Raw genomic sequence first — 23,148 nt, 5'->3', positions numbered from 1 at the left:
CGCAGGCACCGCCCACGACCGCCGGCACCGCGCGCCGCGCCCCCCGGCGCGCCGCCCCGGCCCGGGGGCACGCCGGACACGCCAAAGGGTCCGGCGGCACCCCGGGGTGCCTCCGGACCGGGCCGGCCGGAGCCGGGTCAGCCCTTGGCGGGCTTGTCCTTCGGGTCGCCGGCCGACGGGTCGGACGGGGTGGCGGTGGCGGTGGCCGCCGCCAGGTCCGCGCCCTCGGCGGCGGGTTCGGGCGCCTCCTGGAAGTCCACCCGCTTCATGTGCTTGTTCATCGACTTCATGAGCAGCCACACGGCCGCGCCGATGACGGCGAAGACGATGAAGCCGAGCACACCCGGGGTGACCTTGTTCTTGTCAAGCTCCTCGCCGGCGAGCGGCACGAGGTGAGTGACGGCGAGGGAGGCAGTCGCGCTCATCATGGGGTCAATTGTTGCGGATGCCCGCGAAGAGGTCGTCCTCGGGGAGGGAGGTGCTCACGAGGGACTTGGCGAGCTCGTACTCCTCGGTCGGCCAGACCTCGCGCTGGATGTCCAGCGGCACGCGGAACCAGCCGCCGTCCGGATCGATCTGCGTGGCGTGGGCGACCAGCGCCTTGTCGCGGATCTCGAAGAAGTCGCCACATGGCACGAACGTCGTCAGGTTGCGGTCGCGGCCGATGCTGTCCCACCGCTCCAGCCACTCGCCGTAGGGGGATTCGAGGCCGCGCTCGGTCAGCGCGTCGTGCAGGGCCTGGGTGCGCTGCCGGTTGAAGCCCTGGTTGTAGTAGAGCTTCAGCGGCTGCCAGGGCTCGCCCGCCTCGGGGTAGCGCGCGGGGTCGCCCGCCGCCTCGAAGGCCACCATCGAGATCTTGTGGGTCATGATGTGGTCGGGGTGCGGGTAGCCGCCGTTCTCGTCGTACGTGGTGATCACGTGCGGCTTGAACTCGCGGATCAGCTTGACCAGCGTCCCCGCCGCCTCCTCCACGTCCTGCAGGGCGAAGCAGCCCTCGGGCAGCGGCGGCAGCGGGTCGCCCTCGGGCAGCCCGGAGTCCACATAGCCCAGCCACTCCTGCTTGACGCCGAGGATGTCCCGCGCCTCCGCCATCTCCTTGGCGCGGACCTCGTGGATGTGCTCCTCGATGTAGGGATCCCCCTGGAGCTTGGGGTTGAGGATGGAACCGCGTTCCCCACCCGTGCAGGTGGCGACCAGCACGTCCACCCCCTCGGACACGTACTTGGCCATCGTGGCCGCGCCCTTGCTCGACTCGTCGTCGGGGTGGGCGTGAACGGCCATCATTCGCAGCTGCTCAGTCAAGGCTCGATCCTCAGTCACTCGTCTCGGCAGACGCCTCCTATAGTGACCGAAGCGGGAGCCGTTTCATTCCGCGTTCACAAATCGCCGCCCGGGAGGAAACGATCATGGCAGCGCAGCGCGAGGCCCTGCCCGAGGGGCGTTATGGCCGCTCGGCGGACGCACGGGCCGACCGCAAGCTGAAGATCGTCGGCGGTGTGCTGGGCGCGGTCCTGCTCGTCTTCGTGGGGTGGGCGGGTGTGCATTACCTCACCAAGTCGGAGGTGAGCGGCGAGCTGATCCGGTCGAAGACCGTCTCCGACTCCTCGGTCCAGGCGGTCCTGGAGGTTCGCAAGGGCAAGGACGACAAGGGCGTGTGCACGCTGCGTTCGCTCGCCTACGACGGCTCCGAGGTCTCCCGGCTGGACGTGCGGATCGACCGCGCCGAGAAGCACTTCACCGAGCTGGTCACGCTCCGTACCACCGCCCGGGCCCGCTTCACGCAGCTGGAGGGCTGCCGCACCGCGCGCGGCTGACCGCCCGCCGTCCCGGACACCCCCGGAGCGATCCACGCCACAGCCCCGCTGACCTGCGTTGACGCGTCTCTTGCGCGGTTTCTCCCGGCGGCTTCTTCCCCCATTCCGGACGTAATTGTTAGGCTCGTGGTTTCGCCCGCCTTTGGAGGTGCACCCTTCTGAGTAGGGCGTTCATTTGTATCCGTGACCCCAAGTTTTTCCCAGCACCGACGAGGAGCACCTGTGACCCAGACCAGCGACAACGTCACCTGGCTGACTCAGGAGGCGTACGACCAGCTCAAGGCCGAGCTGGAGTACCTGTCTGGTCCCGCTCGCACGGAGATCGCGGCCAAGATCGCCGCGGCGCGCGAGGAAGGTGACCTGCGAGAGAACGGCGGGTACCACGCGGCCAAGGAGGAGCAGGGCAAGCAGGAGCTCCGTGTGCGCCAGCTGACCCAGCTGCTCGAGCACGCGAAGGTCGGCGAGGCCCCGGCCGCCACCGGCGTGGTCGCCCCCGGCATGGTCGTGACCATCGCCTTCGACGGCGACCCGGACGACACCCTGACGTTCCTGCTGGCCTCCCGCGAGTACGCCAGCTCGGACATCGAGACGTACTCCCCCCAGTCGCCCCTGGGCACCGGCGTGAACGGCAAGAAGATCGGCGAGGACGCCGAGTACGAGCTGCCGAACGGCAAGAAGGCCATGGTCCGCATCCTGGACGCCAAGCCGTACCAGGGCTGAGCCACGGGCTGAGCCACGACGCCGCCCACGGCCCCGGACCGCCCGCCGGTCCGGGGCCGTCCGCGTGCCGCGGGGCCGGCGCCCGGGCGCGTCACCCCGTCGCCGAGCGGTACTTGCGCACGGACAGCCACCGGAAGACCGCGATGATCAGCACCGACCAGAGCAGCGACGCCCACACCGGGTGCCGCATCGGCCAGGCCCCGGGCACCGGGTAGCCCGGCGGCAGATTGCCGAAGAGCTCGCGCGCGGCCTGCACCGTGGCGCTGAACGGATTCCATTCGGCGATCACCCGCAGCACCGTCGGCATGTTGCCGGACGGCACGAAGGCGTTCGAGATGAACGTCAGCGGAAAGAGCCAGATCAGCCCGCCGGAGGTGGCCGCCTCGGGCGTCCGCACCGACAGCCCGATCAGCGCGCCGATCCACGAGAACGCGTACCCGAGCAGGAGCAGCAGCGCGAAGCCCGCCAGCGCCCTGAGCACACCGTCGTGGATCCGCCACCCCACGATGACGGCGACCACCGCGAGCACCACCAGCGTCAGCGCGGTCTGCACCAGGTCGGCGAGGGTCCGTCCGGTGAGCACCGCGCCGCGTGCCATGGGCAGCGAACGGAAGCGGTCCACCAGCCCCTTGTGCATGTCGTCGGCGATGCCCGCGCCCGCCCCGGCCGTGGCGAAGGTGACCGTCTGCGCGAAGATCCCAGCCATGAGGAACTCGCGGTAGAGCGACGGCTTCGTGCTGCCGCCGACGGCGATCGAGCCGCCGAAGACATAGCTGAACAGCACCACGAACATGATCGGCTGTATCAGGGCGAACACGACCACTTCCGGAATCCGGACCATGCGGATCAGATTCCTCCACGCGATGACCAGGGAGTCCCGGACGGACTGCCCGACCGCGCCGCCCCGGCGGGGCACCGGCGTACGGCGCGCGGTCCTTTCGGCGACGGTCATGGCACGGTCCCTTCCCGCTCCTCCTCCGCCTCGGCGGCGTGGCCGGTGAGCGCGATGAAGACGTCGTCCAAAGTGGGGCGGCGCAGCGCGATGTCGTCCATCTCGACGCCGTGGGCGTCCAGTTCGCGGATGATCTCGGCGAGGAGGCGGGCGCCGCCCGAGACGGGCACGGTGATCCGCCGGGTGTGCTCCTCGACGGCGGTGGCGCCGTCGCCGAACCGCCGCAGCACCTCCCCGGCGGTGGCGATGTGCTCGCGCCGGTGCACGACGACCTCGACGCGCTCCCCGCCGGTCCGCGCCTTGAGCTGGTCGGAGGTGCCCCGGGCGATGACCCGGCCGTGGTCGACGACGGCGATGTCGTGGGCGAGCCGGTCGGCCTCCTCCAGATACTGGGTGGTGAGGAGCAACGTCGTCCCGCCGGCGACCAGTTCCTCGATGACCTCCCACAACTGCTGGCGGTTGCGCGGGTCGAGGCCGGTGGTCGGCTCGTCCATGAACATCACGGGCGGGCTGACGACCAGCGCGGCCGCGAGGTCGAGGCGGCGGCGCATGCCGCCCGAGTAGGTCTTGGCGGGCCGGTCGGCGGCGTCGGCGAGGTGGAAGCGGTCCAGCAGCTCCCCGGCCCGCTTCTTGGCCTGCCTGCCGTCGAGTTGGTAGAGCCGGCCGACCATGCGCAGGTTCTCGCGCCCGGTCAAGTACTCGTCCACGGCGGCGAACTGGCCCGACACCCCGATACTGTGCCGTACGGCGTCGGGGTGTTCGAGGACGTCGATGCCGGCCACGGAGGCGGAGCCGCGCTCGGGCCGGACGAGCGTGGTCAGCACCCGCACGGTGGTCGTCTTCCCCGCGCCGTTGGGGCCGAGCAGTCCCAGGACGGTCCCCTCCGGGACGTCGAGGTCGACGCCGTCCAGAGCCCTCACCTCGCCGAAGACCTTGACCAGGCCCTCGGCGTATATCGCGCCCGGCATGGAGCTTCTCCCCGTTCGGTGACGTAATACAGAATTTTACGGTCACCGACCACATCCCGCTCTGTGAGCGGACATGTCGGGCATGCCCCTCCGGTTGTGCCGACGCGGCCACCGGTCAACTGCCCTCAGGGCATCACGAGATACCCCGCCTCGCGCAGCGCCGCGCGCACGGCCGAGCAGTGCTCCTGCCCCTTCGTCTCCAGGTGCAGCTCGACCTCCGCCTCCGTGAGCCCGAGCCGGGGATCGGTGCGTACGTGGCTGACGTCCAGGACGTTGGCGTCCGCCGCCGACAGCACCTCCAGCAGCGCGGCCAGCGCCCCCGGGCGGTCGGTCAGCCGCAGCCGCAGCGACAGGTAGCGGCCCGCGGCCGCCATGCCGTGCCGCAGGACGCCCTGCATCAGCAGCGGGTCCACGTTCCCCCCGGACAGCACCGCGACGACCGGCCCCTCGAACGTCGAGGGGGCCGCCAGCAGCGCCGCCACCGGGGTCGCCCCGGCCGGCTCCACCACCAGCTTCGCCCGCTCCAGGCACAGCAGCAGCCCGGCCGCGATCTGGTCCTCCGAGACGGTGCGGACCTCGTCCACCAGGCGCTCGACGATGCCGAACGGCACGTCGCCCGGCCGTCCGACCTTGATCCCGTCCGCCATCGTCGCCGGCGCCTCCAGCGTCACCGGACGGCCGCGCTCCAGCGACGGCGGGTACGCGGCGGCGCCCGCCGCCTGCACCCCCACGATCCGTACGTCCGGCCGCAGCGCCTTGACCGCCACCGCGATCCCGGCCGCCAGACCGCCGCCGCCGATGCCCACCACGACGGTGCGCACCTCGGGGCACTGCTCCAGGATCTCCAGCCCCACGGTGCCCTGCCCGGCGATGACGTCGGGGTGGTCGAAGGGGTGGATGAAGACCGCGCCCGTGCGCCGGGCGTACTCCTGCGCGGCGCGCAGCGACTCGTCCACCACCTGTCCGTGCAACCGCACTTCGGCTCCGTACTCGCGGGTGGCCGCCACCTTCGGCAGCGGCGCACCCTCGGGCATGAAGACCGTCGAGCGCACGCCCAGCAGGGAGGCGGCGAGCGCGACGCCCTGCGCGTGGTTGCCGGCGCTCGCGGCGACGACGCCCGCCGCGCGCTCCCGCGCGGACAGCCCCGCGATGCGGACATAGGCGCCGCGGACCTTGAACGACCCGGTGCGCTGCAGGTTCTCGCACTTGAGGTGGACGGGGGCGCCGATCAGCGCGGACAGGTGGCGGCTGCCCTCCAGGGCGGTGGTCCGCGAGACCCCCGAGAGCACCTTCTGCGCGTCGCGCACCGCGTCGAGCGTCACGGACGGGACACCTCCGCCGGGCGCGGGTCCGGGGGCCGGGCCGGGCCTCCGGCCGTCCTGCGGGCGGGATGCGGACGCGGGGGACGCCGTCGTGCCGTCCCCGTCACCAACTCGTGCAGCCATGCCGCCCAGTCTCGCAGGCCGGGGCCCCTCGCGGACCCCCCTGCCCGCCCGGATCGGCCGGTTTGCCGAGCGGGCGGTACGCACGCCCGCCGGGCCGCGTACTCTGTCCCCCATTCACGAGCAATTCCAGCCCGCCGCACGAAGTGAGTCCCCAGCCATGCCCACCCCTCCGGACATGACGACCGACCTCGCACCAGGTGTCCTCGACACTCTCCAGCACCAGGTTGCCGTCTTCGCCCGCCGCGCAGAACAGACCCGCCTCGGCGGCGTCGGGCGGCTCCACCAGTCCATGGACCGCGCCGCCTACCTGCTGCTCAACCGCCTCGACCAGGAAGGCCCGATGGGCGTCAAGGCGCTCGCCGCGGGCATGGGCATCGACTCCTCGACGGTCACCCGCCAGGTCGCCCCGCTCGTCGAGACCGGGCTGGTCAAGCGCACCTCCCACCCCGAGGACGGCCGTGCCGTCGTCCTCCAGCTCTCCCCGCGCGGCAAGGCCCGCCTCGACGAGGTCCGCGCCTCCCGGCGGCAGTTGATGGAGCTGTGCACCGAGGGGTGGACGGAGGAGGAGCGCGCCGTGTTCTGCACCCTGCTCACCCGTTTCAACTCCGCGCTCTCCGAGGTGCACAGCGCGCTGCCGCAGGTGCCGCCCGCCTCTTGACCCCGCCCGGCGGCCGCGCTTGTCATGGAGGTGTCCCCCGCCGGCCGCCGGACCTCACAGCGCACCGGCGCGGGGCGTCCGCCCTGTCGCCGAGGCACACGGGGGTTCACCGGATGCGTGAGGGGCGGGCGGCCCGGACGGCGCGCCGCGACCGGGAGTTCGACGCCTTCGTCGCCGGCGCGGGCGGCCGGCTGCTGCGCACCGCCACATTGCTGACCTGCGACGCGGCCGCCGCCGAGCGGCTGCTCGTCCCGGCCCTCGCCGGCACCTACGCCGCGTGGGACCGGCTGGGCGGCGACGATCCGTACGACGTGGCCCGCCAGGAGCTGGTCGCCCGCTTCGCGCGCTCCTCCTGGCGGCACCGCCGCCCCGGCGGGGGCCTCCTCCGCCGGCTGTCCCCGCGCGAGCGCCTCGTCGTCGTCCTGCGGCTGTCCGAGGGGGTCGCGGAGGAGCAGGCGGCGGCCGGTCTGGGGCTGTCGCCGGAGCGTGTGCGGGTGGTCTGCGCCCGCGCGGTCGCCGCCCTGTGCGCCCCCGCCCCGGCCGGTCCGGCCGCGCCGTGAACTCCTACGAGCGCGACCACGAGGCCGTCCGCCGGCTGCTGGCGAGCTGCCGTCCGGCGGTGCCGCCCGGGGTGGCCGCCCGGGCGGCCGGGCGCGGCCGCCGCCTGCTGCACGCCCGGCGCGCGGTGTGCGCGCTGGGGTGGGCGCTGCTGGTCGCGGCGGCCGTCGCGTTCTGCGTCTGGGCGGCGCTCACCGAGCCGTGGACGGCGCGTCCGCCCGGCACCGCACCACCGTGGGACGACTGGTGAGCCGCGCCGGGCCGAAGTGGCTTATCCGAGCGCCTGCTTGATGTCCGCGAGCAGGTCGTCGACCGACTCGATGCCCACCGAGAGCCGCACGAGGTCCGCCGGAACCTCCAGCTGGGAACCGGCCGTCGAGGCGTGCGTCATCCGGCCCGGGTGCTCGATGAGCGACTCCACGCCGCCCAGCGACTCGCCCAGGGTGAACAGCCGGGCGCGGTTGCAGACCTCGACCGCCGCCTCCTCGCCGCCCTCGACGCGGAAGGAGATCATCCCGCCGAACGCCTTCATCTGCTTGGCGGCGACCTCGTGGAGGCGGTGCTCCGGCAGGCCCGGGTAGAAGACCTCGGTCACCCTGGGGTGCGAGACCAGCAGCTCCGCGATGCGCGCGGCGTTGGCGCTGTGCCGGTCCATGCGGACGGCGAGGGTCTTGATGCCGCGCAGCGTCAGCCAGGAGTCGAAGGGGCCGGCGACGGCGCCCATCGCGTTCTGGTGGAAGGCCAGTTCGTCGGCGAGGGCGGCGTCGGAGGTGACGAGCGCGCCGCCGACGACGTCGGAGTGACCGCCCATGTACTTCGTGGTCGAGTGGACGACGACGTCGGCGCCGAGCGACAGCGGCTGCTGGAGGTAGGGGCTGGCGAAGGTGTTGTCCACGACCAGCTTCGCCCCGGCCTCGTGCGCGACCTGGGCGACGGCGGCGATGTCCGTGATGCCGAGCAGCGGGTTGGAGGGGGTCTCCACCCAGACGGCCTTGGTGTTCGGCCGCAGCTCGGCGCGGACGGCGGCCGGGTCGGAGGAGTCGGCGACCGACCACTCGACGCCCCAGCGGCTGACGACCTTGGCGAAGAGCCGGAACGTTCCGCCGTAGGCGTCGTTCGGGATCACCACGTGGTCGCCGGGGGCGAGCAGCGTGCGCAGCAGGCAGTCCTCGGCCGCCAGGCCGGAGGCGAAGGCGAGACCGCGGGCGCCGCCCTCGAGGGCCGCCAGGTTCTCCTCCAGGGCGGTGCGGGTGGGGTTGGCGCTGCGGCTGTACTCGTAGCCGCCGCGCAGCCCGCCGACGCCGTCCTGCTTGTAGGTGGACACTTGGTAGATGGGCGGCACGACGGCCCCGGTCAGCGGGTCGGGCTCCTGCCCGGCGTGGATGGCGAGGGTTTCGAAGGCATGCTGGTCGCTCATTGGCCCGAGAGTAGTACCCGCGTTACCGGAATGGTGGTCTCCAGTTGTAACCGGCGCATGAACGATCGTCCGGCGCTCCGGAGAGACCGCGCTGACCTGCGGCAAGGGCCCGCCAGGAACGATCGGGCGGGCTGCCTCGTCCTCACATCGTCGGCAATCCGTCACCTCACCCCAGCCCCTCACCTCATCCCCCCTCTTCCGATCCGGGACAGCACATGGAGTTTCTGGCGATCCTGCTCGCCCTCGTCATCGTCTGCGGCGTCCTCGTCGTGCCCGCGATGCGCCGCCGGCGCGCGCAGCAGGACGCGCTCGGGGGCGCGGGCGCGGCCGTGGACCCGGCGCACGGCCACGGCTTCGTCCCCGCCGAGCGCCTGGACGTGCGCCTGCCCGGCCCCGACCCCGAGCTGCTCGCCGCCGTCGAGGAGGCCCGCCGCACCCAGGACTGGAAGCCGGCCGCCGAGCTGCTGGCCCGCACCCCCGCCGACACCGCCGCCGAGCTGCGCTGGCAGCGCGTGCAGACGCTGGCCGGGGCGGCCGCCCGGGAGCTCGCCGAGACGCCCGGCACCGGCGGCATGTGGCTGCGCCACTGGCGCGTGGTGGCGCCGAAGGACGCGGGCGGGGCGGCCGTCCAGGCCGAGTTCCTCGTCCAGCAGGCGCTGCGCGACCCCTCCTCGCAGGACTACCGCATGATCCTGGAGGAGGCCCGGACGGTCTGCCGGGAGGCGGCGCTGCTGGCCCCCGGCGACCCCGTCCCGTACATCGTCGAGCTGGGCGTCGCCCGCGGCCTCGGCGTGAGCGAGGCGGAGTTCCAGTCCGTGTGGGAGACCGTGGTCTCCCGCGCACCGCAGCACATGGGGGCGCATCTGGCGGCCCTGCGCTACTGGAGCGCCGCGTGGCACGGCTCGCAGGAGCAGGCGGACGCCTTCGCCCGGCGCGCGGCCGGCGGCGCCCCCGCGGGCAGTCTCCTGCCCGCGCTCCCCCTCTTCGCCGTGCACGACCACCTGCCCGACGTCGTCCTCGTCCGGAGCCTCTTCGACAGCGTGGTCGTCCGGCAGGCCGTCGAGGCCGCCCTGTACGCCGTGGCCCACGCCCCGGCCGGCCACCCCGTCCTCCCGCACGTCCGCCACCTGCTGGCCTGGTTCCTGGTCAACGCCGGGCAGTACGGCCCCGCCCTGGAGCAGTTCCGCGCGGTGGACGGCCACATCGGCGCGATCCCGTGGACGTACGAGGAGGACCCGGTCGCGGTCTACGCGGCGTACCGGGCGCGGGCGGTGGCGGGCTGGGAGCACAGCCCCCGCTGAGGCGGGAATTCCGCCCGGCGGCCGCGCGTTGTCCCGGTGAACCGCCCGCCTCCCGGATCTGGAGTCGTGATGCTCTTCCCCCACCTCCGCCACGACCACCGCCTGCCCACCGCGGAGGAGGCCCTGAAGGGCCGGCCGGAGCCCGCCTTCCCCCTCGCCGGACGCCACGCGGTCCTGGGCAACCCGCTCGCCGGCCCCTACCCCGAGGGCCTGGCCGTCGCCGACTTCGGCCTGGGCTGCTTCTGGGGCGCCGAGCGCCGCTTCTGGCAGACCCCCGGCGTCTGGACGACCCTGGTCGGCTACCAGGGCGGCCACACCCCGAACCCCACCTACGAAGAGGTCTGCAGCGGCCTCACCGGCCACACCGAGGCCGTCCGCGTCGTCTTCGACCCCGCCGTCGTCCCCTACGCGTCCCTGCTCAAGGTCTTCTGGGAGTCCCACGACCCCACCCAGGGTTTCCGCCAGGGCAACGACCGCGGCACGCAGTACCGTTCGGCCGTCTACACCCACTCCCCCGAGCAGCAGTCCGCCGCCGAGTCCTCCCGCGACGCCTACCAGTCCGTCCTCCGCGCCTCGGGCTACGGCGACATCACGACCGAGATCCGCCCGGCGGGGCCGTTCCATCACGCCGAGGAATACCACCAGCAGTACCTGGAGAAGAACCCGGCCGGTTACTGCGGCATCGGCGGGACGGGGGTCTCCTGCCCGGTGGGCGTCGCTCCGGCGGGCGGCAACTGACCGGGCGGCAAACCGAGTTCAAGGACCGCCCCACGGTCGGATCCAAGGACCGTCCCACGCCCGGAGGAGCCGCCGCTCCCCCGGCCGGACCGTCGATCGGCCGACGCCGTGCGCACGCCCCCGCCGCCACCCTGGCCGGTATGGACGAGACACTTCACGACGAGACGCTTCTGACCGAGCTCAGGGACGCGGCCATAGTGACCGGGTGCCCGGTGCCGCAGTGCGACCACTTCGAGGTCACCGTTCGCAATGAGACCGCGCACGCGCTGGTGCTGACGTCCGGGGCGGTGGCGGGGTCCTTCGACGAGGCGCCGGACAAGGGGCATGTCCTGCGACCGTGGGGGGCGGACACCTTCCGGGTCACGTCGGTGCACTACCCGTGGCAGTCGGGGGCGGCGACGCTGCGCTACCAGATGGCGGACGCCCCCGTGGGGCTCACGGCGACCGGCGGGCCGATGGGTACGTGCGCGGCGGGCGCCATGCTGGAGGGCCGGGACTGCGAGCGCTACGCCTGCGCGATCGAAGGCTCGCGGAGCGGGCGCACCACGATCAGGCTGACCGAGGAGTGCGGCCTGAACTGACGGGCGGCGACGGCCGGTCAGGCCGTCGACACGGCGGGTGCGCCGGCCGCCTGGGCGGCGTGGCAGGTGGCGCACCACACGCGCCGGGCGCGGGCGGGGGCGTGGACGACGCCCACGCCGTTGGGGCGGTGGATCTCCGGCCGGGTGATCAGGAGATGGGCCGGACAGAGGCCGGAGCTGCAGCCGTGACAGACGGCGACCGCGGGAACGGCGGCGCCGGCGGCGGCATGGCAGTCGTAGCAGTTCATCCGATGGTTCTCCTTTGGTGTCCGGCGTCGGTGTCCGGCCTCCCGCTGTCGCGCCGCAAACATGACAAAGCTTGCAAGTCCGGCTTTTCTCGGGGGCCACGAGCGTAGCAAATTTGGATGACGTTGCAACTTAGACAGAGTCTAAGCCAAGCGTCGGACGGAAGGATGCTCGTGACCCCCTCACCGGACCTGGAATCCCGCACGACGGCCCCGGCCCCGGCTCCCGCCGCCGACCGCCGCCGCCTGCTCCCCTACGCCCTCGCCGTCCTGCTCGTCGGCGTCAACATGCGACCCGCCATCGTCGCGGTCTCCCCGCTGCTGGACGACATCCGGCACGCGACCGGCCTCTCCAACGGCGGCGCCGGCGCGCTCTCCACGCTGCCGCTGGTCTGCTTCGGCGTCTTCGCCCCGCTCGCGCCGCGGCTGGCCCGCCGCTGGGGCATGGAGCGGACGCTGGTCGCGGTGCTGGCGGTACTGCTGTGCGGCACTGCGGTGCGCCTCGTCCCGGCGCCGTTCCCGCTGTTCGCCGGGTCGTTCCTGGCCGGTACGGCGGTGGCGGTCGCCAACGTGGTCGTCACCGCGCTGATCAAGCGGGACTTCGCGCGGCGGGTCGGGCTGATGTCCGGCCTGCACACCACCATGCTCGTCGGCGGCGGCGCGGTCGCGGCGGCCACGACCGTCCCACTGCGGGACGCGCTGTCGCTGTCGTGGGCCGGAGGCCTCGCCCTGTGGAGCGTTCCGGCGCTGGCCGCCCTCGCCGTGTGGGCGCCGCGGCTGCGCCGCCGGGGGGAGCGGCCGGCGGCCGCGGCGCGGGCGGACGGTTCGGTGTGGCGCAGCGGACTGGCCTGGGCGGTCGCCCTGTTCTACGCGTTCCAGTCCCTCCTCTACTACACGGCGACCACCTGGCTGCCGTCGTTCGCCGTCGACCACGGCTGGTCGGAGGGCGGCGCCGGGGGGCTGCTGGCGGTGTGCATGGGATCCGCCGTGATCACCTCGCTGTCGGTGCCGGTGTGGGCCCAACGCTCCCTCCGCCAGGGCTGGTTGGCGGTGGGGGGCACGGCGCTGTGCGTGGCCGCCTTCGCGGGCATGCTAGCGGCCCCGGGCGGGGCTCCGGCCGTGGTGTGGTCCGTGCTGCTGGGCCTCGGGCTCGGCGCCGTGCTCTCCCTGGGCATCGCCTACATGTCCCTGCGCGCCCGCACGGCGCACGAGGCCGGACTCCTGTCCGCGATGTCCCAGTGCGTGGGCTACCTGCTGGCCGCCGCCGGCCCCGTGGCCTTCGGCGCGGCCCGCGACCTGACCGGCGGCTGGACGGCGGGACTGGTCGCGCTCGTGGTGCTGGCGGTACCGATGGGGATCACGGGGGCGCTGGCGGGACGGGGCCGGGCGGAGGAGCGGGCCCGCTGAGCTCTCGGGGGGGCCGGCACGCTGGACTCTCGGGGAGCCGGCCTGCTGAACTCGGAGGAGCGGGCCCGCCGAGCTCTCGGGGAGCCGACCCCGACCTGCTGAACTCGGGAGAGGAGCCCGCTGAATTCGGGGAGCGGGCCCGCTGAACTCCAGGAATGGGACGGTGAGATCGGGGAGCAGGCGGCCGGACTCCCCGCCACGGGGGCGTTGTCAGTGGCGTGCGGCACGATGTCCTCAACGTCGGAGAGACGCACACGGGGGGGCATCGTGAGCACGTTCAGGGCATGGCTGCGCCGGCTCGGCGCACGGCTACGGGCACAGCCGGTCGATTGCCGCGACGACGGGGGCCGTTCCGTCCTCGGCGCGGATGCGGGCACCCAGGGCGCGGGCGCGTTCGCGGTAGGACGGGTCGGTGGTGACGCGCACGAGGGCGGCGATCAGCGCGTCGGCGGTGAGGCGGCGCAGGGGTACGGGCCCGGGCGAGACGCCGAGCGCGGTGACGCGGGCGGACCAGAAGCCGGCGTCGAACTGCAGGGGCAGCGGCACGGCGGGCACGCCCGCGCGCAGGGCGGCGGCCGTGGTGCCCGCCCCGGCGTGGTGCACCACGGCGGCGACGTGCGGGAAGAGCGCGGCGTGCGGGAGTTCGCCGACGGTGAGCAGGTCGTCGCCGCGGGCCTCCAGCCCGCTCCAGCCGCGCTGGACGATCCCGCGCAGCCCGGCGGCGCGCAGGGCCCGTACGACGGTGGCGCTCACCCGCGCCGCGTACGGGACGGTGGCGCTGCCCAGCCCGACGAAGACGGGCGGCGGCCCGGCGGCGAGGAAGTCCCGCACGTCCGGAGGAAGTTCGGTGCCCGGCGGGTCGTACGGCCACCAGTAGCCGTCCACGGTCAGCCCCGGGCGCCAGTCGCGGGGCCGGGGGACGACGAGCCCGCTGAAGCCGTGGTGGATCGGCCAGTCGCCGCGCTCCCGGGCGCGGCGGGCGGCACGGCCGCCACGGGGCGGCAGACCCAGGCGGGACCGCAGGGCGCGGACGGTGTCGGCGAAGATGGCGTCCACGGCGGCGTTCACGGCCCGCCCGGCGATCCGGTTGCAGGGCGCGCCCCAGGAGCCGCTGCCGATGACGGGCGGGGCGAACTCGGCCGTGGCGGCGAGGGGTTGGAGATAGACCCCCCTGCTGGGCAGCCCCAGCCCCTCGGCGATGGTGTGCCCGAGCGCCCCCAACGAGCTGGAGAGCAACAGGAGATCGGCCTCCCGAGCGGCCGCCACCAGGTCGTCCACCATCGCCCCGACGGCGGCTCTGGCGAGGGAGACGACTCTGGCGAGCTGTCCGGCGCCGGTGGAGCTGTGCTGCAGCGCGAGCCCCCGCTCACTGGCGAGCTCCGCCCGCGGGTCCACGGGCAGCGCGTGGAACCCGAGCCCCGCGGCCTCGGCGAAGGGTGCGAACCGGGCGTGCGTCACCAGCGTCACCCGGTGCCCGGCCCGCTCCAGGGCATGTCCCAGCCCCGTGAAGGGAGCCACGTCACCACGGGAACCGGCGGTCATGAGGGCCACTCGCATGGGCGCAGTATGCCGTGGGCGACGGCACCGGGCGCCCGTCGCCGGGAAACGCCGTCACCCTTTCGGGCGGCCGCGACGACTGCCCTGGGCCCTACCGCAACCGCGCCGCGTCCGCCGCCTCCCGCCCCCGGGCCCAGCCCTCCGCGTCGCGGCCCCGGAGCCGGTGGGAGGTGGTGGCGGGGAAGAGGCGTTCGGCGGTCTCGCCGACGGCGAGGTCGCGGGCGGCCAGGGCCGGGAGCACCTCGGGGGGCGCCTCGCGGGCGGTGACGTCGCGGGCCGTGGCGGAGAGGCGGTCGCCGATACGGGACGCGTAGGCGATGAGGAAGGACTCGCGGAAGTCGCGGGTGCGCCGCGAACGGCCGCCCCGGTGGTGGGCGTCGGCGGCCCGGCGCATGGCGGTGTCGGCCTGCACCAGGAGGGAGGTGTACATGAGCTCGACGAGCTCCAGGTCCGCGTCGAAGCCGACGACCGTGGAGAAGCCGAGCTCGGAGGACCACACGGCACGGCAGTGGTTGGCCGCGGCGACCGCGTCGAGCAGCAGCGCCTTCGCGGGCTCGTAGGGGCCCTCGACGCCGAGGCGGCACACCCCGGGGGCGTCGGAGGCCGCGCCGGGCCCGGCCGGGAGCGCGGCCGCGTCGAGGGAGTGCCGGGCCATCAGCTCCTGCGCCTTGGCGGAGAACGCCTCGGCCTCCTCGGGGAAGTCCGTGGACTCGGCCTTGGCGAGCAGCGCCCGGATCCGGCCGAGCGCCTTCGGCGGGACGGAGAGGGGCATGGCGGAGAGGGGCGGGGCGGCGGGCCGGCCGGTGCGGGAGGGCACGGGCCCGGCGGGCTCGATCCGCGGCAGCCCGGCCAGCAGCCGCAGCGCGGTCAGGGCCGCCGCGACGGCCTCGTAGCGGGCGGTCCGCCCGCGCCGCGCGAAGCCGTCGAGGAACGCGCCGTCGCCGTCCCACCACACCACCGCGTCCAGGTCGTCGAGCTGCCGCCCCCAGCGGCCGGTGAGGGCACCGGACGGATAGCGGCGGGCCTCCGCCGCGACGGCGTCGAGGACGAAGCGCGCGGCGGCGGGCGGGGCGTCCCGCCGGGCGAGCCGCACGGCGTCCGCGGGCTGCCACCCGCGCTCCCAGGCGGCGCGCACCTCGGCCTCGGCGGTGCGCAGGAGCGCCCGGCCGAGCGCCTCCGGCCCGGCGGGCGAGGCCGCCAGGGGGGAGGCCGCGGCCACGGCGGCGTCCTCGACCTCCGCCGCGGGGAGCGCGCGCAGCCGCCGCACGGCCGCCTCGACGGCCTCGCGGAGCGCGGTCTCCTCCGGTGCCTCACGCGGTGCCTCACGGCGCTTGCCCATGCGAGGGCCTCCTTCGAGCAGGAATGTGGCCGGAACGATGCCGGCCGGGAACGCGACGACCGGGAACGGACGGGAACGGACGGGAAGACGCCGGCCGCGAAACAGCCGGGCGGCGGCCGCGGGGATCAGCGGCCGCCGCCCGGCGGAGGGGTGGGGACGGGGATCAGGCGCCGGTGGCGCTGCCCTTGACCCACTCCGACCAGCTCATGTTCCAGCCGTTGAGGCCGTTGTCGGGGGCGATCGTCTTGTCGTCCGAGTTCTTGACGACGACGACGTCGCCGATCTGGGAGTTCGAGAAGAACCAGGCACCCGGCGTGTTCGGGTCGTTGGCGCCCTGCACGTCCTTCAGGCCGACGCAGCCGTGGCTGGTGTTCTCGTTGCCGAAGACGCCGCCGCCCCAGTAGCTGCCGTGGATGAACGTGCCGGAGGTGGACAGGCGCATGGCGTGCGGGACGTCCGGGATGTCGTACTCGCCCTTGCCGTCGCCCTTGGTGAAGCCGACGGTCGAGCCGTCCATCCGGGTCTCCTTGAACTTCTCGGAGATCACCATCTGGCCGTTGTACGTCGGGTTGGAGGGGCTGCCCGCCGAGATCGGGATGGTCTTGAGGACCTTGCCGTCCCGGACGACCGTCATCTGGTGGGTCTTCGCGTCGACCGTGGAGACCTGCGAGTGGCCGATCTTGAAGGTCACCGTCTTGTTCTGGATGCCCTTGATGCCCGGGGCGGCCTCGACCTTGTCGAGGCTCATCTTCAGGGTGACCTGGGAGTTCGCCTTCCAGTACTCCTGGGGGCGGAAGTCGAGCCGCTGGTCGTTGAACCAGTGGCCGACGACCTTCTGGCCGCTGCTGGAGGTGACCTCCAGGTGCGACTGGACGGCCTTCCGGTCCTTGATCGGCTTGTCGAAGTTGATCGACACCGGCATGCCGACGCCGACGGTCGAGCCGTCCTCGGGCGTGAAGGAGCCGATGAAGCTGTTGTTCGGCGAGACGGTGGAGAAGGACGAGTTCGCCACGGCCTTGCGGCCGTCGGCGTCCTTCGCCTCGGCGACGATCTGGTACTTGGTCGAGCGCTCGAGGTTCTTCTTCGGCAGCCAGGACTTCTTGTCCGCGGCCAGCTCGCCCTCGACCGGGCTCTGCTTGCCCGTCTTCTCGTCCAGCGACGTCATCTTCACGCTGACGAGCTCACCGTCACTGACCGTGACCTTGGCCTCGTCCGCCGTGACGCCGGCGTTGGCCGTGCCGGTCTTGGTCGCGATCTTGATCTGCGCCTTGGAGGCTTCCTGGGCGGCCGCGGCGTCGACCTTGCTCTGCGACTTGTCCTTGCCGCCGCCCTTGCCGTCGTCGCCGTCGCCGCCACCGCAGGCGGCGAGGGTGAGCACACCACCGAGCACGGCGGCCGCGGCCGCCAGGCCCTTGCGGCGCTTGCCGTCCTTCATCACACGCATCTCCATCGCTCTGGACCCCGACATCCACGGAACCGGGCCGCGGGGGCGCCTCCGCCCCTCGGTCTCCCCCACCGCCGGGCTCCCGCGGGTGCCCGGCCGTCCCGGTCACTGCATAGGGAACGCCTGACCCGAATCGCCCGTTCCACGGTTGGGAAAAGTGTGGGGAAGACCACGCCGGTGAAGACCCTCCAGTAAAGACCCTAGAGCCGCCCCCGCCCAAGCCGGGGTCCGCTCCGGGCCTCCGGGCCCCTTACGGGTTCCGTGCGGCCCGCGGCTTCCCCATCACCCGTGCGGGTCACTACCATCTGTTCGACCGGGGTTCCTTGACGGTCCGTCGGACGCGCGCGGTCCCGCGACGCCGCCCCATGAACCGTGCCCAACACCCTTGCCCCGCCCCGTTCCTCCGCTCCCGAGCACCGCCGAGGGGATGCGCCGTGACCGCACGCCGCCCGCTGCGCCCGCTGCTGACCGCCGTCGCCGCCGGAACCCTCCTGTGCGCGGGCTGGTTCGTACCCGCCCCGCGAACGCGACGCCGGAACGGCACGCGGCGTCCTCGGCGTCTCCGGTGTCCTCGGCTCCCGCTCCCCCCAAGGCGCCCACTCCCCCCAGGGCACTGGCTGCCCCCGAAGCGCACGCTCCCGCGCGGGCGCACGCCGCCTCGGAGACGCACGCCGCCTCGGAGGCGCGGCCCCCGTCCTCCGCGCGCCTCGCGGACACGGGCGGCGTGGACACCACCCCGTACGTCCTCGGCGGCGTCGCCTTCGTCGCGGCGGGCGGGGCGCTCGTCACGGTCGCCGCGCGCCGCTCACGCACCGCGACGAACGGCGGCTGAGCGTACGGCCACTGGCCACCGGGGCGACCCGCCCCGCTCCGCGGCCCGGAGCGGCCGCGCCCCCGTGCGGTCACTCGGCCCGTGCGGTCACTCGGCCCGCGCGGCGGCCCACCGCAGGGAGGGACGCCCGCGCGGCGGCCCACCACGGGAAGGGACGCCCGCCCCACCCCCCGCGCTCAGCCCAGCGGACCCGTCTCCCCCTCCGCCGCCTCGACGAGCCCGCCGGAGCGGACGAACGCCTCGGCGAGGGCGAGGTCGGGGGCGAGGAAGCGGTCCTCGCCGGGGCCCTCGACGCCCGCCGCGCGCACCGCGCGCAGGACGGCGGCGGTGGCCGGGGACGGCGTGAGGCCGGTGCGCAGTTCGACGGCCCGGGTGGCGGCGACCAGTTCGACGGCGATGACGCGGGTCAGCGCGTCCAGCGCCGTGCGCAGCTTGCGCGCGGCCGACCAGCCCATGGAGACGTGGTCCTCCTGCATGGCGGAGGACGGGATCGAGTCCACGGAGGCGGGCACGGCCAGCCGCTTCATCTCGCTGACCAGGGCGGCCTGCGTGTACTGGGCGATCATCAGGCCGGAGTCGACGCCCGGGTCGCCGGCGAGGAACGGCGGCAGCCCGTGCGAGCGGTGCCGGTCGAGCAGCCGGTCGGTGCGGCGCTCGGCGATGGAGGCGAGGTCCGCGGCGGCGATGGCGAGGAAGTCGAGGACGTACGCGACGGGCGCGCCGTGGAAGTTGCCGTTGGACTCGACGCGGCCGTCGGGCAGGACGACGGGGTTGTCCACGGCGGCGGCCAGCTCGCGGTCCGCGACCAGGCGGGCGTGCGCGAGGGTGTCGCGCCCGGCGCCCGCGACCTGCGGGGCGCAGCGGATCGAGTACGCGTCCTGGACGCGCGGCGCCTCGTCCTGGTGGTGGCCGGTGAGGCCCGAACCGGCCAGGACGCGCAGCATGTTGGCGGCGCTCGTCCCCTGGCCGGGGTGCGGGCGGATGGCGTGCAGCTCAGGGGCGAGGACCTTCTCCGAGCCGAGCAGCGCCTCCAGGGAGAGCGCGGCGGTGATGTCGGCGGAGGTGATCAGCCGGGCGAGGTCGGCGCAGGCCATGACGAGCATGCCGAGCATGCCGTCGGTGCCGTTGAGCAGCGCCAGCCCCTCCTTCTCGCGGAGTTCGACGGGCTCGACGCGGTGGGCGGCGAGCAGTTCGGCGGCGGGGCGGACGGTGCCGTCCGGGCCCTCCGCCTCGCCCTCGCCCATGAGCGTGAGCGCGCAGTGCGAGAGCGGGGCGAGGTCGCCGGAGCAGCCGAGGGAGCCGTACTCGTGGACGACGGGTGTGATCCCGGCGTTGAGCAGGGCGGCCATCGTCTCGACGACGACGGGGCGGACGCCGGTGTGCCCCGAGGCGAGGGTCTTCAGGCGCAGGAACATCAGGGCGCGGACGACCTCGCGCTCCACGCGGGGGCCCATGCCGGCCGCGTGCGAGCGGACGATGTTGCGCTGGAGCCGGGCGCGCAGGTCGGGGCTGATGTGGCGGACGGCGAGGGCGCCGAAGCCGGTGGAGACGCCGTAGACGGGGTCCGGCTTGGCGGCCAGGTCCTCGATGACCTGACGGGAGGCGGCCACGGCGGCGAGGGCCTCGTCGGACACGAGGACGCGGGCGCCGTGGCGTGCCACGGCGATTACGTCGTCCGCGGTCGTTCCGGACGTGCCCACCACCACTTCGCCCTGCATCTGCATATCCATATTCAGGCACCCTAGGGTCTGAATCGCCACCTGTCACTAGGTGAGTCCGTCCCGTACAACGCCGTGGTGGCGGGAGAGATGCCCCGCCCGCCCCGCCCTACGCCCGCCGCCCGCGGAAGCGGCGCCGTTCCGCCGCCGGCGGGCGCGGCGGGCGGTCCGCGAGGCGGACGACCGGGTCCGCGAGCCCCCCGTCGCGCCCCGCGACGACCGGCTTGCGCGCCCCCGCCGCCTTCGCCCGGTACTGCGCCGCGTCCGCGAGCCGGAACAGCCGGCGGGCCGTCCGCACCTCGCCGATCGGATCGCCGGTGGACGCGACGCCGCACGCCACGCCCTCGCCGAGCTCCAACCGCCCGGCGGCCAGGCAGAGTTCCTCGGCCGCGCGCACCACCTCGTCCGCCGGCGGGCCCACCGTCAGCAGGCAGAACTCGTCCCCGCCCAGGCGCGCCGCCAGCGCCCCCGGCAGCCGGGCGCCGCACAGCGACAGCAGCGAGCCGAAGCGCTCCAGCAGCCGGTCGCCCTGCGCGTGCCCGAGGGTGTCGTTGACGCGCTTGAGCCCGTTGAGGTCGCACACGACGAGGCTGACGACCACGCCCTCCGCGAGGTGCCGCTCCATGGCCTCGTCCAGCCGGGCGTCGACGGCGCGGCGGTTGCCGAGCCCGGTCAGCGGGTCGGTGTAGGCGAGCCTGCGGACCTCCTCCAGCCGCTCGGTCTGGACGATGCCCGCGGCCGTGACGGCGGCCAGGACGGTCGCGAAGTCCGCGTCCTTGCGGTCGAAGACGGGAGCGCCCGCCGGCCGCGCCACGTACAGCTCGCCCCACGCCCGCCCGTGCAGGACGATCGGCGCGATGACGCAGCTGCCGCGGCGGTGGCGCCGGAGGGCGGCGATGCGGTGGGCCGCGTACGCCGCGCACTCGTCGGGCCCGTCGGCCCGCTCGACCCAGGCGTGGGGCCGGCCGCCCACCCACTCCTCGTGCAGGAACTCGGCGATCTCGGGGAAGTTGTGCACGGGGTACGACTCGTCGGCCGGCAGCCGCTCCTCGTCCTCGTCCAGCTCCCCCGCGTTCACCAGGACACGCAGCCGGCCGCGCTCGCGCTCCCAGACCGAGACCGCGGCGAAGCTGCCGCGCAGGGCGCGCAGCGCCCCCTCCGCGGCGGCGCTCACGCCGCCGAGCAGATCCGGCTCGGCCGCCATCGCCTGGGCCAGCGCCACCACCGCGGAGAGGCGGTCGTCGTGCTCCCCGTCGTCCACCACCCGAGCCTCACATTCCCCGCCGTGCGCGGCGGCCCTCGCACCTCCAGCGTAGGAACGCCGCGCGCTTTCCGCTGGCCGAGCCGGAGGCGCCGTCAGAGGCCGGGCCAGTCGGGGGCGCGCTTCTCGTTGAACGCCGCGACGCCCTCGGCGCGGTCGGCGGAGAACGCGACCGAGCGCCAGGCCGCGTCCTCGACCTCCAGCCCGGCCCGCAGGTCGAGGCCGTGGCCCAGCCGCAGGGCGCGCTTCGCCGCGCGCAGGCCGACGGGCGAGTGCGCCGCGATCCGGGCGGCCAGGGCGAGCGCCTCCGCCCTGTCCCGCCCGGCCGGGACGACCCGGTCGACCAGCCCCAACTCCCGTGCCTCCGCGGCCTCCACGCGCCGCGCGCAGAAGATCAGCTCGGCGGCGCGGGCGGCCCCGACGCGGCGCGGCAGCAACTGTGTGCCGCCACCGCCGGGGATCACGCCGACGGACACCTCGGGCAGGCCGACGACGGCGGTGTCGTCCGCGACGATCAGGTCGCAGGAGAGGGCGAGTTCGTACCCGCCGCCGAGCGCGAAGCCGTGCACGGCGGCGATCGCCGGGACGGGCAGTTCCAGGACGCCCGTGTAGCAGGCGCGGGCGTGCGGGCGCTGGCGCGCGAGGTCGGCGTCGGTGAAGGAGTTGCGCTCCTTCAGGTCCGCGCCGACGCAGAAGGCGCGCTCGTGGGCGGAGGTCAGGACGACGGCCCGCACGGTCGTGTCCGCGGCGAGGGCGGCGGTCGCCTCCGCGATGCGGCGGCCCATCTCCGTGGAGACGGCGTTCATGGCCTTCGGCCGGTCGAGGACCAGCTCGGCGACGTGCCCGCCCTCATGCGTACGGACCGCGACCCACTCGCCGTACCGCTGCTCCTGCTGCTGCTCGCTCACGATCGCCCCATCCTCCCGACGCTGCGCTCCGGACGAACCGATCATGCACGGGGAGACGGTGCTTAGCCATACCCGGGGGCTTAGCCATACCCGGGGCGGGCCCGCACGGGGCGGACCTCACCCGCGGCGCGTGAGGAGCCACGGCTCCACCACGCCCAGCCCGCGCACGGGCCGCTGCCACATGGGCTGCAGCGCGAAGCGGTAGGAGGAGGCCTCCCCGGAGCCCCCCGGCCCGGCCACCTCCGCCTCGGACTTCGGCGCGTCCCCGCTGCGCGTCAGCTCCTCCGCCAGCGCGCTGTCGACCAGGACGGCGTCCTTCGGCGCTATCGACGTGAGGCGGCTCGCGAGGTTGACGGTCGTGCCGAAGACGTCGCCCATCCGCGTCGTCACCGTCCCGAAGGCGATGCCGACGCGCAGCTCCGGCATGGTTTCGTCGTTCCCGAGCGTCTCGATGAGGCGCAGGCCGATCTCCGCGGCGGTGCCGGCGTCGTCGGCCGAGTAGAGGACCTCGTCGCCGAGGGTCTTGATGAGGCGGCCGCCGTGCGCGGCGACCAGGTCGGCGGCGGTGGTCTCGAACGCCTCGACCAGCTCGCCGAGTTCCTCCTCCTCCAGCCGCCGCGTGAGGCGGGTGAAGCCGACCAGGTCGGCGAAGCCGACGGCGAGCCGCCGGTCGACCATCTCGGCGTCGTCCTGGGCCTGGACGACGCGGCCGGTCGCCGCCGCGAGCTGGCGGCGCCACACGTAGACGAGGAACTCCTCCAGCTCGGGCAGGAGCAGTTCGACCAGCGGGTAGGTGATCTCGGCACGGGTCAGGCCCGGTTCCTGGGGCTCGGTCAGGCCCTCCAGGAAGGAGTCGATCTGCCAGTCGGCGAGCCGGGCGGTGGTCTGCCCGGTGGAGCGCGCCACCTGAACGGCCATGGGCTCGCTGAGCAGCCCGGCCTCGACCAGGCCGGCCAGCCGCCGCAGCGCGAGGACGTCCGCCTCGGTGAGCGCCTTGGCCTGGCCGATGTCGGCGAAGCCCATGGCGCGCCAGAAGCGGGCGGCCAGGTCCATGGAGACGCCCGCGGCGCGGGCGGCCTGGAAGGGGGTGTACCGCCGTTCCGCGCCGAGGATCAGCGCCTCCAGGCGCAGCGCGAGGGGGTCGCCCTCCTCGCCGCCCGCGTCGATCTCGTCGGGGACCTTCCGCGCGTCCTTCCGCGGGCCCCGCTCCGGGCCCTCCTCCGGGAGGGTCTTCTCCGGCTCAACGGGACGGGGGGTCTCCCCGTCCGCGGCGGTCACCGCCCGC

General features: G+C 74.3%; 23 protein-coding genes. 9 read left to right on the top strand and 14 right to left on the bottom strand.

What is annotated here, in order from left to right:
* Positions 1–137: 137 nt before the first annotated feature.
* Positions 138–425 (bottom strand): membrane protein, encoded by a 288-nt coding sequence (locus tag AC230_RS15070; protein ID WP_049717029.1) that lies wholly within the window; start codon positions 423–425, stop codon positions 138–140.
* Positions 426–432: 7 nt separating this feature from the next.
* Positions 433–1,302: a mycothiol conjugate amidase Mca gene (gene mca / locus AC230_RS15065; RefSeq protein WP_049716680.1), complete on the bottom strand. Its 870-nt coding sequence runs from the start codon at positions 1,300–1,302 to the stop codon at positions 433–435.
* A gap of 104 nt (positions 1,303–1,406) precedes the next feature.
* Between mca and AC230_RS15060 the strand changes: the two genes are divergently transcribed.
* Positions 1,407–1,814, top strand: coding sequence for a DUF4307 domain-containing protein (locus AC230_RS15060; protein ID WP_049716679.1), 408 nt, complete (start codon positions 1,407–1,409; stop codon positions 1,812–1,814).
* Between the two features lie 222 nt (positions 1,815–2,036).
* Positions 2,037–2,534 carry a transcription elongation factor GreA gene (gene greA / locus AC230_RS15055; RefSeq protein WP_049716678.1) on the top strand — a complete coding sequence of 166 codons (498 nt, stop codon included), beginning with the start codon at positions 2,037–2,039 and terminating at the stop codon, positions 2,532–2,534.
* Positions 2,535–2,625: 91 nt separating this feature from the next.
* Here the strand turns inward: greA and AC230_RS15050 are convergent, their stop codons facing one another.
* The 3 genes from AC230_RS15050 to ilvA all read right to left on the bottom strand — a co-directional run bounded on the left by AC230_RS15050 (position 2,626) and on the right by ilvA (position 5,776).
* Positions 2,626–3,486, bottom strand: a complete 861-nt coding sequence (locus AC230_RS15050; protein ID WP_049716677.1) for an ABC transporter permease — start codon at positions 3,484–3,486, stop codon at positions 2,626–2,628.
* Positions 3,483–4,454 (bottom strand): ATP-binding cassette domain-containing protein, encoded by a 972-nt coding sequence (locus tag AC230_RS15045; RefSeq protein ID WP_049716676.1) that lies wholly within the window; start codon positions 4,452–4,454, stop codon positions 3,483–3,485. The genes AC230_RS15050 and AC230_RS15045 overlap by 4 nt, the downstream gene beginning before the upstream one ends.
* A gap of 125 nt (positions 4,455–4,579) precedes the next feature.
* The gene (gene ilvA / locus AC230_RS15040) at positions 4,580–5,776 is read right to left on the bottom strand and encodes a threonine ammonia-lyase (protein WP_049716675.1); all 1,197 of its coding nucleotides are present in this window, start codon (positions 5,774–5,776) and stop codon (positions 4,580–4,582) included.
* A gap of 280 nt (positions 5,777–6,056) precedes the next feature.
* Between ilvA and AC230_RS15035 the strand changes: the two genes are divergently transcribed.
* The 3 genes from AC230_RS15035 (at position 6,057) to AC230_RS15025 (ending at position 7,365) form a co-directional block, all read left to right on the top strand.
* On the top strand, positions 6,057–6,557 hold the full coding sequence (locus AC230_RS15035) for a MarR family winged helix-turn-helix transcriptional regulator (RefSeq protein WP_198535527.1): 501 nt from the start codon (positions 6,057–6,059) through the stop codon (positions 6,555–6,557).
* 113 nt (positions 6,558–6,670) lie between these two features.
* On the top strand, positions 6,671–7,117 hold the full coding sequence (locus tag AC230_RS15030; RefSeq protein ID WP_049716674.1) for a sigma factor-like helix-turn-helix DNA-binding protein: 447 nt from the start codon (positions 6,671–6,673) through the stop codon (positions 7,115–7,117).
* Positions 7,114–7,365 carry a hypothetical protein gene (locus tag AC230_RS15025; RefSeq protein ID WP_049717027.1) on the top strand — a complete coding sequence of 84 codons (252 nt, stop codon included), beginning with the start codon at positions 7,114–7,116 and terminating at the stop codon, positions 7,363–7,365. Before AC230_RS15030 ends, AC230_RS15025 begins: the two co-directional genes overlap by 4 nt.
* 21 nt (positions 7,366–7,386) lie before the next feature.
* Here AC230_RS15025 and AC230_RS15020 read toward each other — a convergent pair whose 3' ends face one another.
* Positions 7,387–8,532: a cystathionine gamma-synthase gene (locus AC230_RS15020; RefSeq protein WP_049716673.1), complete on the bottom strand. Its 1,146-nt coding sequence runs from the start codon at positions 8,530–8,532 to the stop codon at positions 7,387–7,389.
* Positions 8,533–8,747: 215 nt separating this feature from the next.
* On the opposite strand from AC230_RS15020, the gene AC230_RS15015 reads away from it, so the two are divergent.
* From AC230_RS15015 to AC230_RS15005, 3 genes are all read left to right on the top strand, one after another.
* Positions 8,748–9,833: a membrane protein gene (locus tag AC230_RS15015; RefSeq protein ID WP_049716672.1), complete on the top strand. Its 1,086-nt coding sequence runs from the start codon at positions 8,748–8,750 to the stop codon at positions 9,831–9,833.
* 69 nt (positions 9,834–9,902) lie between these two features.
* Positions 9,903–10,571, top strand: coding sequence for a peptide-methionine (S)-S-oxide reductase MsrA (msrA, locus tag AC230_RS15010; RefSeq protein WP_049716671.1), 669 nt, complete (start codon positions 9,903–9,905; stop codon positions 10,569–10,571).
* A gap of 140 nt (positions 10,572–10,711) precedes the next feature.
* Entirely contained in the window at positions 10,712–11,152 is a 441-nt protein-coding gene (locus AC230_RS15005) for a hypothetical protein (protein ID WP_049716670.1), read from the top strand.
* A 17-nt stretch (positions 11,153–11,169) separates the two neighbouring features.
* On the opposite strand, the gene AC230_RS15000 is transcribed toward AC230_RS15005, so the two are convergent.
* Positions 11,170–11,400 (bottom strand): DUF2180 family protein, encoded by a 231-nt coding sequence (locus AC230_RS15000; protein WP_049716669.1) that lies wholly within the window; start codon positions 11,398–11,400, stop codon positions 11,170–11,172.
* 171 nt (positions 11,401–11,571) lie between these two features.
* On the opposite strand from AC230_RS15000, the gene AC230_RS14995 reads away from it, so the two are divergent.
* Entirely contained in the window at positions 11,572–12,804 is a 1,233-nt protein-coding gene (locus AC230_RS14995) for a CynX/NimT family MFS transporter (RefSeq protein ID WP_157868578.1), read from the top strand.
* Positions 12,805–13,113: 309 nt separating this feature from the next.
* Here AC230_RS14995 and AC230_RS14990 read toward each other — a convergent pair whose 3' ends face one another.
* The 7 genes from AC230_RS14990 to AC230_RS14955 form a co-directional block, all read right to left on the bottom strand.
* Positions 13,114–14,346: a glycosyltransferase gene (locus AC230_RS14990; protein WP_049717025.1), complete on the bottom strand. Its 1,233-nt coding sequence runs from the start codon at positions 14,344–14,346 to the stop codon at positions 13,114–13,116.
* Between the two features lie 106 nt (positions 14,347–14,452).
* The gene (locus tag AC230_RS14985; protein ID WP_078871259.1) at positions 14,453–15,700 is read right to left on the bottom strand and encodes a DUF2786 domain-containing protein; all 1,248 of its coding nucleotides are present in this window, start codon (positions 15,698–15,700) and stop codon (positions 14,453–14,455) included.
* Between the two features lie 163 nt (positions 15,701–15,863).
* Positions 15,864–17,150 carry a L,D-transpeptidase gene (locus tag AC230_RS14980; RefSeq protein WP_078871258.1) on the bottom strand — a complete coding sequence of 429 codons (1,287 nt, stop codon included), beginning with the start codon at positions 17,148–17,150 and terminating at the stop codon, positions 15,864–15,866.
* A 1,002-nt stretch (positions 17,151–18,152) separates the two neighbouring features.
* Positions 18,153–19,700 carry a histidine ammonia-lyase gene (gene hutH / locus AC230_RS14970; protein ID WP_422125597.1) on the bottom strand — a complete coding sequence of 516 codons (1,548 nt, stop codon included), beginning with the start codon at positions 19,698–19,700 and terminating at the stop codon, positions 18,153–18,155.
* A 103-nt stretch (positions 19,701–19,803) separates the two neighbouring features.
* Positions 19,804–20,898, bottom strand: a complete 1,095-nt coding sequence (locus AC230_RS14965; RefSeq protein ID WP_049717022.1) for a GGDEF domain-containing protein — start codon at positions 20,896–20,898, stop codon at positions 19,804–19,806.
* A gap of 152 nt (positions 20,899–21,050) precedes the next feature.
* Positions 21,051–21,863, bottom strand: a complete 813-nt coding sequence (locus AC230_RS14960) for an enoyl-CoA hydratase/isomerase family protein (protein WP_049716666.1) — start codon at positions 21,861–21,863, stop codon at positions 21,051–21,053.
* 117 nt (positions 21,864–21,980) lie between these two features.
* The gene (locus AC230_RS14955; protein WP_049716665.1) at positions 21,981–23,141 is read right to left on the bottom strand and encodes an adenylate/guanylate cyclase domain-containing protein; all 1,161 of its coding nucleotides are present in this window, start codon (positions 23,139–23,141) and stop codon (positions 21,981–21,983) included.
* Positions 23,142–23,148: the final 7 nt, after the last annotated feature.

The sequence above is a fragment of the Streptomyces caatingaensis genome (genome assembly GCF_001187435.1).
GTDB classification, from domain to species: domain Bacteria; phylum Actinomycetota; class Actinomycetes; order Streptomycetales; family Streptomycetaceae; genus Streptomyces; species Streptomyces caatingaensis.
Note: the sequence above shows the minus strand (reverse complement) of the source record. Positions and strands in the feature narration are given on the sequence as shown.

What these genes read in the sequence shown, in the direction of transcription:
- AC230_RS15020 (WP_049716673.1), bottom strand. Translation starts at nt 8,532, where the DNA reads ATGAGCGACCAGCATGCCTTCGAAACCCTCGCCATCCACGCCGGGCAG.
- AC230_RS15060 (WP_049716679.1), top strand. Translation starts at nt 1,407, where the DNA reads ATGGCAGCGCAGCGCGAGGCCCTGCCCGAGGGGCGTTATGGCCGCTCG.
- AC230_RS15045 (WP_049716676.1), bottom strand. Translation starts at nt 4,454, where the DNA reads ATGCCGGGCGCGATATACGCCGAGGGCCTGGTCAAGGTCTTCGGCGAG.
- hutH (WP_422125597.1), bottom strand. Translation starts at nt 19,700, where the DNA reads ATGCAGATGCAGGGCGAAGTGGTGGTGGGCACGTCCGGAACGACCGCG.
- AC230_RS15035 (WP_198535527.1), top strand. Translation starts at nt 6,057, where the DNA reads ATGCCCACCCCTCCGGACATGACGACCGACCTCGCACCAGGTGTCCTC.
- AC230_RS15000 (WP_049716669.1), bottom strand. Translation starts at nt 11,400, where the DNA reads ATGAACTGCTACGACTGCCATGCCGCCGCCGGCGCCGCCGTTCCCGCG.
- AC230_RS15005 (WP_049716670.1), top strand. Translation starts at nt 10,712, where the DNA reads ATGGACGAGACACTTCACGACGAGACGCTTCTGACCGAGCTCAGGGAC.
- AC230_RS14985 (WP_078871259.1), bottom strand. Translation starts at nt 15,700, where the DNA reads ATGGGCAAGCGCCGTGAGGCACCGCGTGAGGCACCGGAGGAGACCGCG.
- AC230_RS15050 (WP_049716677.1), bottom strand. Translation starts at nt 3,486, where the DNA reads ATGACCGTCGCCGAAAGGACCGCGCGCCGTACGCCGGTGCCCCGCCGG.
- AC230_RS14980 (WP_078871258.1), bottom strand. Translation starts at nt 17,150, where the DNA reads ATGGAGATGCGTGTGATGAAGGACGGCAAGCGCCGCAAGGGCCTGGCG.
- AC230_RS14990 (WP_049717025.1), bottom strand. Translation starts at nt 14,346, where the DNA reads ATGACCGCCGGTTCCCGTGGTGACGTGGCTCCCTTCACGGGGCTGGGA.
- msrA (WP_049716671.1), top strand. Translation starts at nt 9,903, where the DNA reads ATGCTCTTCCCCCACCTCCGCCACGACCACCGCCTGCCCACCGCGGAG.
- AC230_RS15015 (WP_049716672.1), top strand. Translation starts at nt 8,748, where the DNA reads ATGGAGTTTCTGGCGATCCTGCTCGCCCTCGTCATCGTCTGCGGCGTC.
- AC230_RS14965 (WP_049717022.1), bottom strand. Translation starts at nt 20,898, where the DNA reads ATGGCGGCCGAGCCGGATCTGCTCGGCGGCGTGAGCGCCGCCGCGGAG.
- AC230_RS15030 (WP_049716674.1), top strand. Translation starts at nt 6,671, where the DNA reads ATGCGTGAGGGGCGGGCGGCCCGGACGGCGCGCCGCGACCGGGAGTTC.
- AC230_RS15070 (WP_049717029.1), bottom strand. Translation starts at nt 425, where the DNA reads ATGAGCGCGACTGCCTCCCTCGCCGTCACTCACCTCGTGCCGCTCGCC.